This window comes from Duganella qianjiadongensis (genome assembly GCF_009857915.1).
Classification (GTDB): Bacteria; Pseudomonadota; Gammaproteobacteria; order Burkholderiales; family Burkholderiaceae_D; genus Rugamonas; species Rugamonas qianjiadongensis.
This window is the reverse complement of record NZ_WWCM01000024.1, coordinates 50,081-59,709: the sequence shown is the minus strand read 5'-3', so window position 1 is coordinate 59,709 and position 9,629 is coordinate 50,081. Positions and strand designations below refer to the sequence as shown.

Sequence of the window (9,629 nt, the reverse complement as noted above, 5' to 3'; positions counted from 1 at the left end):
TGTGCTCGCCTTGGCATTCCATGACCATACGGACGGAGCGTTCGATTACTTCGGGCGAGTGCTTAGATTTTTTCATAGATCCATTTTCTCAAATAATGGAGCCTCCCAGTTTTCCGGAACGGTTCAGCACCCTTTGGTCATTCTCATTTGAGCGGCAGTTTTTAATCACGAACACGTTAAAGGGATTTCCCCCAACCAGTATTGTAATTACCAACGGCGATGGAAGTTCGACAACCTTCTCGCGCTACCAATCTGCCTACAAAGCAGACATCGCATCTGCAGATTCGCTATATCCATTAACATCGGAATATGATGAATGGGTCTATAAGAGATCCTCTGGGAAAATTGAACATAAAAAAATACAGTCTCGCTTCCTCCTGACAAGCATAACCAAGTCAATCACGGGCTTGCAAGAAGTGGGGCATATTCCGTCGCGACGAGGAACGTAATTCGCGACATGGGACGTGCTGTCTCGCGAACACTCCCATATGCATCCGCTGCGATGGCAACTTATGAGGTCTACGATGCCTTCAAATGCGACTAAGTCGTCTGAGCCGCCGGGAGTAGTTTCAGATCAAGTGAAGCTGTTCCTCAATCTGAGCGGACTCAGGGATAAAACCATATCCACCTGTACACCTCAAAACAGGCTCTATCACGATCTCCGGATCTATGGGGAGGGTGCGGAGGATTGCTTGGAAGTGTTGGTGACGAAATTTGGTGTCGATCTCTCGGGATTCCCGTTCAGCGAATATTTTCCGCCGGAGTGGCCGGAAGGGAATTCGCGGCCTGAACGGATATTACTAAAAGTGTTTCCTGGGATCGAAGGCCTCTATCGAAAACCAGCCACTTTCGAACCGCTGCCGCTTAGCAGGATCGAAGCGCTAATCCATTCCAAGAAATGGCATAACTGATTTAGTTGCCGACAAACGGATATGGACGACGCCGAAGTGCGCCTGCAAATAGAAGGAAAAGATATGCGCGAATTCAAACTCTTCACTCACGCATTGTTGCTAGTTGCACTGATGTCTAACATGTCCAATGCATGGGCTTCGAAAGAAGGGCTGTTGGTATGGTCAAACTTTACGATTCATTCACTTGGCATTGGCGCATCAGGAGCCGTCCAGATCAGTGGTTCTCAATCTGCAGATGGAATTACGAGCTTAAAGGTGAATGCTTTCGGACGGGAAATCGCATTGAACGCGGCCCAGCTATATCAACTTCGAGGGATATTGATGAACGGGATGCAACTGTCTTATGCAGATGGTACAGGAAGGGCAGCCGATAAAACATTGTCTATCGTGCTTACAAAAGGCTTCGCATCAGGAGTTGCGCAAAAGAAATTTATCGAGATTGATGGGCATGGAAATGTGATGATCATAGAGAATTAAGGCAATACTTACGCCACGCGCACGGCCTGCAATTGTAATGGGGATAGGTGCTAAATGAGACAGTTGTTTTCTATACTAGCTCTGTTGAAAATGAACGCATGTTGGCCGTGGGTTGATGCGCACGCCGGGCTGAAACCGACGGCGTTGGTGGGGGCATCAATACCTACGGCTATGTTCTAGGCCTCTCTACAGTTACGCTTCACTTCGCTCGCTATGGCCAGTTGGCGGCGGGACTTGTCCCCACAAGCTTGCGTCCATGCTGTGGGCACAAGAAAAAGGGGCGGACCTTGCGGTACGCCCCTCTTGACTTAGCCGGAAGCTAATTAGTTCTTCGACTGGTCAACCATCTTGTTTTTAGCGATCCAAGGCATCATGGCGCGCAGTTTTGCGCCCACTTCTTCGATCTGGTGCTCGGCGGTCAGACGACGACGCGAGATCAGGGTCGGTGCGCCAGCTTTGTTTTCCAGGATGAAGGACTTGGCGTATTCACCGGTCTGGATGTCTTTCAGGCACTGACGCATTGCATCTTTGGTAGCAGCGGTCACAACACGTGGGCCCGTCACGTACTCGCCGTATTCGGCGTTGTTCGAGATCGAGTAGTTCATGTTGGCGATACCGCCTTCGTAGATCAGGTCAACGATCAGTTTCAGTTCGTGCAGGCACTCGAAGTAAGCCATCTCTGGAGCGTAGCCGGCTTCTACCAGCGTTTCGAAACCGGCTTTGATCAGTTCAACGGCGCCACCGCACAGCACAGCCTGTTCGCCGAACAGGTCAGTTTCGGTTTCTTCGCGGAAGTTGGTTTCGATGATGCCGGCACGGCCGCCGCCGTTAGCCGAAGCGTAGGACAGCGCGATGTCGCGGGCGATGCCGGACTTGTCCTGATACACGGCGATCAGGTGTGGCACGCCGCCACCCTGGGTGTAGGTAGCGCGCACGGTGTGGCCTGGGGCTTTAGGCGCAACCATGATCACGTCCAGATCGGCACGTGGCACAACCTGGCCGTAGTGCACGTTGAAGCCGTGAGCGAAGGCCAGCACCGCGCCTTGCTTGGCGTGCGGAGCAACGTTTTCGTTGTACACCTGAGCGATGTTTTCATCTGGCAGCAGGATCATGATGACGTCAGCGGCTTTCACTGCGTCGTTGACTTCGGCCACTTTCAGACCGGCTTTTTCTACCTTGGCCCACGAGGAGCCGCCTTTGCGCAGGCCAACGGTCACATTGACGCCCGAGTCGCTCAGATTCTGTGCATGCGCGTGGCCTTGCGAGCCGTAGCCGATGATGGCAACGTTTTTGCCTTTGATCAGGGAGAGGTCAGCGTCTTTGTCGTAGAAAACTTTCATGGTCATTCCTTTGGATAAATTTGTTTACACTTTGAGGATGCGTTCGCCGCGGCCGATACCGGAACCGCCGGTACGTACCGTTTCGAGGATGGCAGTACGGTCGATCGAGTCGATGAAGGCGTCCAGCTTGGACTTGGCCCCCGTCAGTTCTATCGTGTAGGTCTTTTCCGTGACGTCGATGATGCGGCCGCGGAAGATGTCCGCAGTCCGTTTCATCTCTTCACGCTCCTTACCTACGGCGCGCACCTTGATCAGCATCAGTTCACGTTCGATATGCTGGCCTTCCGTCAGATCCACCACCTTCACCACTTCGATCAGGCGATTCAGGTGTTTGGTGATCTGCTCGATGATGTCGTCCGAGCCGGTGGTGACGATGGTCATCCGCGACAGGGTGGCATCTTCGGTTGGAGCAACCGTCAGTGTTTCGATGTTGTAGCCGCGGGCCGAGAACAGGCCCACTACGCGCGACAGCGCGCCGGCTTCGTTTTCCAGCAAGACAGAGATAATGTGTCGCATGTTATAAGTCCTCCGAACCCAACAGCATTTCAGAGAGCCCTTTGCCCGCTTTCACCATCGGCCAGACGTTTTCCGATTGATCCGTGATGAAGTTCATGAAGACCAGCTTGTCTTTCATGGCGAAGGCGTCGCGCAGTGCGCCGTCCACATCACCGGGTTTTTCGATGCGCATGCCGACGTGGCCATAGGCCTCGGCCAGCTTCTCGAAGTTAGGCAGCGAATCCATATACGATTCCGAATAGCGCGAACCGTAATCGATCTGTTGCCACTGACGTACCATGCCGAGGAAGCGGTTGTTCAGCATGATGATCTTCGGCGTCAGGTGATACTGTTTGCAGGTCGCCAGTTCCTGGATACACATCTGGATAGAACCTTCGCCCGTGATACAGGCCACGGTAGCATCCGGATTGGCCATCTGCACGCCCATAGCGTATGGCAGACCCACGCCCATGGTACCCAGACCGCCGGAATTGACCCAGCGCTTAGGCTTGTCGAACGGGTAGTACTGCGCAGCCCACATCTGGTGCTGGCCCACGTCGGAAGTGATGAAGGCATCGCCCTTGGTCACTTCCCACAGTTTCTGCACCACCGATTGCGGCTTGATCACCAGATCGGACGGGGCGAATTTCAGGCACTCGCGACCGCGCCACTCGTTGATCTGCTTCCACCAGTTTTTCAGCGCAGGCGCATTCGGCTTGGCGTCGGCCGCGTCGAGCTGGGACAGGAACTCGATCAGCACGTCTTTCACGTTGCCGACGATAGGAATGTCCACTTTCACGCGCTTGGAGATCGACGATGGGTCGATATCAACGTGGATGATCTTACGCGGGTTGCTAGCAAAGTGTTTCGGGTTACCGATCACGCGGTCGTCGAAACGGGCGCCGATGGCGATCAGGACGTCGCAATGCTGCATCGCCATATTCGCTTCATAGGTCCCGTGCATGCCCGGCATACCGACGAATTTGTCGTCGCTGGCGCGGTAGGCGCCCAAACCCATCAGGGTGTTGGTGACGGGGAAGCCGAGTTTATCGACCAGCTTGTTCAGTTCCGGCGACGCATGCGCCAGGATCACGCCACCACCCGTGTAGATCATCGGGCGTTCGGCCTGCAGCAGCAGCTGCACCGCTTTGCGGATCTGACCGGCGTGACCTTTGTCGACCGGTTTGTACGAACGCATCTCTACCTCTTTGGGGTAGGAATACGTCGTTTTATGCATCGAGATATCCTTCGGAATATCGACCAGCACAGGGCCGGGACGGCCGGTACGGGCGATGAAGAAGGCTTTCTTGACGGTTTCCGCCAAATCCTTGACGTCTTTGACGAGGAAATTGTGCTTGACCACGGGGCGGGTAATACCGACCGTGTCGCATTCCTGGAAGGCATCCTGACCGATGGCGTGGCTAGGCACCTGGCCCGAAATCACCACCATGGGGATGGAATCCATGTAAGCGGTAGAAAGACCTGTAACGGCATTCGTCACGCCCGGACCGGACGTTACCAGCGCTACACCAACTTTATTGGAACTGCGCGAATACGCATCGGCAGCATGGACTGCAGCCTGCTCGTGACGCACCAGTACGTGTTGGAATTTGTCTTGTTTGAAGATGGCGTCGTAAATGTACAGTACCGCACCACCTGGGTAGCCAAAGACGTGTTCAACGCCTTCGTCGGCCAAGCAGCGGACGAGAATTTCCGCGCCAGTGAGCAGATTTGCTCCCTGCGTTGCTTCGGTATTCATGAAACATTCCTTTCAAGGTCCATTGGAGATTGATCGGATGTTCTTTCCTAGCGAAGTATGCCCACCTCTACAGCTTGGACCTGCACCCCTGTCTATGATGCGCTTACACCAGCCTCTTCCGTCAACCGTAGTGACGTGCAAAGCGGTGCTCAACGCAAACTCGTTGGCTAGATCTGTCTGTAGCGGTTGTACATACCTCTCGCGCTTGTGGCGCGGGTTAGAACAAACTGCCTACATATGAAAGCGCGTCGGATCGATTGCGGCGTTGTGTGCCAGCGGCGATCTGACCTTTAGCTTCGGGGTGTTCAAAGCGTCCCATACGGTACACCGCCACGAAGTTTTGAGCAAGGGAAAGTTAGAAAAAATCGCGGCATCGCAGCATTTTCTTGCGGGGGTGCGGCGAAAAGTCTGCAGAAAGGCCTATTTTTTGCTAGCATGCGCTCAGTTCCAGAGCCGCCTGAGCGGCCCAGCGCCGGCTTTCCGGCGAGCAAATCCAACTCCGCATGGCCACAGACAAAGAATTATCCGACTTCCTCGAAAGCGTCGAGCGTCGGGCTTACAAACAAGCCGTGTATGCCGTTCGCAAGGACGAGTCGGCCCTTGATATCGTGCAGGACGCGATGATCAAGCTTGCCGAAAAGTATGGCGACAAACCGGCCGCCGAGCTGCCCATGCTGTTCCAGCGCATACTCCAGACCACCATCCTTGATTATTTCCGCAGGGAAAAAGTTCGCAACACCTGGGTCAGCCTGTTCTCGGGCATGGGGCCCAGCGGCGACGAACACGAAGATTTTGATCTACTTGAGACCTATGCCGCCGAACAGGGCAGCGCCGCGGCCGAGTCCAGCGCCGACCAGCTGGAGCGCGATCAGGTGCTGGCGATAATTGATGCAGAAGTGCAAAAACTGCCTGCGCGTCAACGCGAAGCCTTCCTCATGCGTTATTGGCAGGATATGGACGTGGCCGAAACGGCCCTCGCCATGGGTTGTTCGGAAGGCAGCGTGAAGACGCATTGCTCCCGAGCAACGCATGCGCTCGCCGAAACGCTGAAAGCCAAGGGGATTACACTATGAACACCGAAGAGCTCAATTTCGCTTACAAAGTGCGTCATGCACTCAATCAACGACTGGAAGATCTGCCGCCTACCACCACCGACCGGCTGGCCCAGGCACGCCAGATGGCGCTAGCGCGCAAGAAGCCCGATGGTGCGGCACGCCGCACCGCGCCCGTCGTGCGCAGCGAACTGGCCGGTGTTCAGGGCGGCAACTGGTCGTTCTCGTGGTTCAACCGCATGGGCGTCGCCCTGCCGCTGCTGGTGCTGGTAGCGGGCCTGATCGGCATCTACCAGTACGAACAGCAGGAACATATCGCCGAAATCGCCGAGCTGGACGCCGCCGTGCTGTCCGACGAATTGCCGCTGTCCGCCTATCTGGACCACGGCTTTAACGCTTACCTGAATCAAAGCGAGCAATAAGTATGGCTTTAAGTCGTCAGGCAAAGTGGGGCTCTGTTGCACTGGTGCTGATACTCGGCTCCGCTGCCGGCCTGCTATGGTTCGGCAACCAGCCCGACGCCCCGCCTGCCATCGCCCAGCCGCTGGCCAAGGCAGGCAGCGCACTGGGCGTGGCCGGCAAAGGCAGCGCCGCTGACAAAACCCGCTGGAAGGACCTCACGCCCCAACAGCAGCAGACGCTCGCTCCGCTGGCCGCCGAATGGGACCAGATGGAGCCGCTGCGCCGGCAAAAATGGCTAGGCATCATCAAGCGCTACGCCTCGATGAATGCGGATGAGCAGGCCCGCGTGCAGGAACGCATGCGCGAGTGGGTCAAGCTGACGCCGGATGAACGCCGTCAGGTACGTCAGAACTTCGCCCGCGCCAAAAAAATCGATCCGTCGCAGAAGAACACCCAGTGGGAGTCCTACCAGCAGCTGTCGGACGATGAAAAGAAAGAACTGGCCGCCAAGGCCGCGCTAAAACCGCAGGTGGCCAACCTGCCGACGGCAGCCCAGAGCAAGATGAAAACCGTGGCGCCCATCAAGCCACTGGTGGTGACGGAAAACGGCTCGGCCAGTGCGCCGGCACTGCCGCCACCCGCACCTGCTCCGCTGCTGCCGGCCAGCAATGTCGTGCCGCCTGCAAGCGGTGCGGCAGGCAGCACCGCCGGTGCAAATGCCAGTGGCGCCGCCAGTGGCAGCGCTGCTGGCACCGCTGGCGATAGCGCGCCGATTCCGAATGCCTCCAACGTCACGCCGGCGCCCGCACCGGCCGCAGCACAGCCTACCAGCAGCAATGTCAAATAAACCCGCTACCACCCTGCCAGTTACCGAACCCGTAGTGTCCAACCCCAGCGTGGGTCGCCGCCTGATCTCGATGGTGTACGAAACCCTGCTGGCGTTTGCCGTGCTGTTTCTGCCTTTCCTGATATTCGAATTCATCGTGCAGGCCCGTCATACGCGCGCGCTCGAACATACCCGTCAGGCCCTGCTCTTCCTCGTTCTAGGCGCCTACTTCATCCACCAGTGGAGCCGCGAAGGCCAGACGCTGGCCATGCGCACGTGGCGCCTCAAAGTGGTTCGTCCGGGCCATGCCCATTTGTCGCTGCAGACTGCCGCCGTGCGCTATCTGCTGAGCTGGATGTGGATACTGCCTGCGCTGATTGTCAGCGCCGTGCTGCATCTGCAAAAGTGGCAGGCGCTGGGCGCCATCGGCATCGGTGTGCTGGTGTGGGCCATGACGGCCTTCCTCGATGCGGACCGCCAGTTCCTGCACGATAAACTGACCGGCACCCGTCTGGTGCAACTGCCGCCATTGGAAAAGAAAAAGAAACAGGCCAGCGCCACCTGAGCGACACTGGCCTGCGGGCTCCCGCTGATCAGAAGCGCTCGTGTGGCTGCAGATAGCGCCACTCGCCTTGCGGCAGGCTGGACATGGCAATACGGCCGATACGGATGCGCTTCATCGCCACCACGCTCAGGCCCACCATCTTGCACATGTGTTCGATCTGGCCCGGCTTGGGGCCTTTTACGGCAAAGCGCAAACGGCGCTCGTTCTGCCAGCTCACCTTCATCGACGGCAGCGGCTTGCCATTGAACGGTAGCCCATGATTGAGTAGCGCCAGACCGTTCTCGGCGATTTCGCCGCTGACTTCCACGATGATCTCCTGCTCCATGCGCGCCGCTTCATCCGTCAGCTTGCGGTTGACGCGGAAATCCTGCGTCAGCACCAGCAGACCGCTGGCCTGGGTCTCCAGCGGCAGCGTCAGCGACAGATGGGCCAGATGGCGCTTGAGGAAGCGCTGCGACGGCGCCGTGCGCGTCAGATTATCCAGCTTGATCTGGTGTAGCGCGGGCAGACCATCCTTGCCTATGCCGCCATTCACGCCCACTGGCTTGTGCAATAGCAGGGTCACCGGCACGGCTTCCAGCAGCGTGGCATCGGCAGCAATCGTAATCTCCTGCCCGGGCGTGACACGTGCGCCCGCCTCTTCCGCTGCCACGCCATCCACGCTGACGTAACCGCCCTCGATATACAGTTCGGCTTCGCGGCGCGAGCAGGGACGCATCTCGGCCACGCGCTTGGCGAGGCGGACACTTTGATCAGGGGTGGATTCAGTCATCCGAAGAAATCTCCAAAAACAGTAATGGCGCGTTCGATATCGTCGCGCGAGGTATCCATGTGGGTGACGATGCGCAGACGCGGCGCCATCGACACTCGGATACGGGTCAGTTGCAACACGTCGTTCAGCCCGCGGCAGGCATCGGCGGGAATATCGACGTAGAAAATATTGGTCTGCGGCGTAGACACGGTAATGCCCCTCACCTTGGCCAGTTCACCGGCAAAGTAGGCTGCGTTATCGTGGTCCTCGGCCAGTCGCGCATACTGGTGCTGCAAGGCGTACAAGCCGCCTGCTGCCAGTATGCCGGCCTGACGCATGCCGCCGCCCAGCATCTTGCGCCAGCGCCTGGCTTCGGTGATTAGCGCCCTGCTACCGCACAGCACCGAACCGACTGGCGCACCCAGACCTTTGGACAGGCACACTGAAACGGAATCGAAACCGGCCACTGCTTCGCGCGGGCTCACACCCAGCTTGACGGCAGCATTGCAGATGCGTGCGCCATCAAGGTGGGTCGCAAGGCCGCGCTCATGTGCCAGCGTGGTTGCCTGCTGCAGATAGGCTAACCCCAGCACCTTGCCGCCTATGGTGTTTTCCAGCGCCAGCAAACGGGTGCGGGCAAAGTGGATATCGTCCGGTTTGATCTGCGCCGCAATGTCGGCCAGCGCCAGACTGCCGTCAGACTGATTGCTGATAGGCTGCGGCTGTATGCTGCCCAGCACTGCCGCACCGCCGCCTTCGTAGCGGTAGGTATGGGCCTCCTGCCCTACCAGATATTCGTCGCCCCGGCCGCAGTGCGCCAGCAGGGCCAGCAGATTGCTCTGCGTGCCGGAGGGCGCAAACAGTGCCGCTTCATAGCCGAACAGATCGGCCGTGTAATCCTGCAGCTGGTTGACGCTAGTGTCATCGCCATACACATCATCGCCTACTTCGGCCGCGTGCATGGCAGCGCGCATCGCCGCGCTGGGGCGGGTGACGGTGTCGCTGCGTAAATCCAGCCATTGTTCATTCAGCCCGCTCATGTTCTGCACTG

General features: G+C 57.7%; 12 protein-coding genes. 7 read left to right on the top strand and 5 right to left on the bottom strand.

All coding sequences use genetic code 11. The features are described 5' to 3' along the window. From GTP27_RS23910 to GTP27_RS21560, 3 genes are all read left to right on the top strand, one after another. On the top strand, window positions 1-449 hold a 449-nt coding region (locus tag GTP27_RS23910), incomplete at its 5' end, for a hypothetical protein (RefSeq protein WP_229634278.1). Window positions 450-578: 129 nt separating this feature from the next. Then, window positions 579-911 (top strand): DUF1493 family protein, encoded by a 333-nt coding sequence (locus tag GTP27_RS21565; RefSeq protein ID WP_161041159.1) that lies wholly within the window; start codon window positions 579-581, stop codon window positions 909-911. A gap of 21 nt (window positions 912-932) precedes the next feature. Beyond that, window positions 933-1,388 (top strand): hypothetical protein, encoded by a 456-nt coding sequence (locus GTP27_RS21560; protein ID WP_161041158.1) that lies wholly within the window; start codon window positions 933-935, stop codon window positions 1,386-1,388. Between the two features lie 323 nt (window positions 1,389-1,711). Here GTP27_RS21560 and ilvC read toward each other — a convergent pair whose 3' ends face one another. From ilvC to GTP27_RS21545, 3 genes are read right to left on the bottom strand one after another with little or no spacing between them, the layout of a single operon-like run. Further along, window positions 1,712-2,728: a ketol-acid reductoisomerase gene (ilvC, locus tag GTP27_RS21555; RefSeq protein ID WP_161041157.1), complete on the bottom strand. Its 1,017-nt coding sequence runs from the start codon at window positions 2,726-2,728 to the stop codon at window positions 1,712-1,714. 24 nt (window positions 2,729-2,752) lie between these two features. Next, window positions 2,753-3,244: an acetolactate synthase small subunit gene (gene ilvN / locus GTP27_RS21550; protein ID WP_155434953.1), complete on the bottom strand. Its 492-nt coding sequence runs from the start codon at window positions 3,242-3,244 to the stop codon at window positions 2,753-2,755. 1 nt (window position 3,245) lies between these two features. After that, window positions 3,246-4,982, bottom strand: coding sequence for an acetolactate synthase 3 catalytic subunit (locus GTP27_RS21545; RefSeq protein ID WP_161041156.1), 1,737 nt, complete (start codon window positions 4,980-4,982; stop codon window positions 3,246-3,248). A gap of 503 nt (window positions 4,983-5,485) precedes the next feature. Here GTP27_RS21545 and GTP27_RS21540 point away from each other — a divergent pair. Genes GTP27_RS21540 through GTP27_RS21525 form a run of 4 tightly spaced genes read left to right on the top strand, consistent with a single transcriptional unit; the run spans window position 5,486 to window position 7,827 of the window. Then, entirely contained in the window at window positions 5,486-6,055 is a 570-nt protein-coding gene (locus tag GTP27_RS21540; protein WP_155434951.1) for an RNA polymerase sigma factor, read from the top strand. After that, window positions 6,052-6,456: a DUF3619 family protein gene (locus GTP27_RS21535; RefSeq protein WP_161041155.1), complete on the top strand. Its 405-nt coding sequence runs from the start codon at window positions 6,052-6,054 to the stop codon at window positions 6,454-6,456. Before GTP27_RS21540 ends, GTP27_RS21535 begins: the two co-directional genes overlap by 4 nt. A 2-nt stretch (window positions 6,457-6,458) precedes the next feature. Further along, entirely contained in the window at window positions 6,459-7,283 is an 825-nt protein-coding gene (locus tag GTP27_RS21530; protein WP_161041154.1) for a DUF3106 domain-containing protein, read from the top strand. Continuing rightward, entirely contained in the window at window positions 7,273-7,827 is a 555-nt protein-coding gene (locus tag GTP27_RS21525) for an RDD family protein (protein WP_161041153.1), read from the top strand. Before GTP27_RS21530 ends, GTP27_RS21525 begins: the two co-directional genes overlap by 11 nt. Before the next feature lie 28 nt (window positions 7,828-7,855). Here GTP27_RS21525 and GTP27_RS21520 read toward each other — a convergent pair whose 3' ends face one another. Together GTP27_RS21520 and ltaE are read right to left on the bottom strand one after the other, a co-directional pair. Continuing rightward, window positions 7,856-8,599, bottom strand: coding sequence for an rRNA pseudouridine synthase (locus tag GTP27_RS21520; protein WP_161041152.1), 744 nt, complete (start codon window positions 8,597-8,599; stop codon window positions 7,856-7,858). Further along, window positions 8,596-9,618, bottom strand: coding sequence for a low-specificity L-threonine aldolase (gene ltaE / locus GTP27_RS21515; protein WP_161041151.1), 1,023 nt, complete (start codon window positions 9,616-9,618; stop codon window positions 8,596-8,598). The genes GTP27_RS21520 and ltaE overlap by 4 nt, the downstream gene beginning before the upstream one ends. Window positions 9,619-9,629 lie beyond the last annotated feature (11 nt).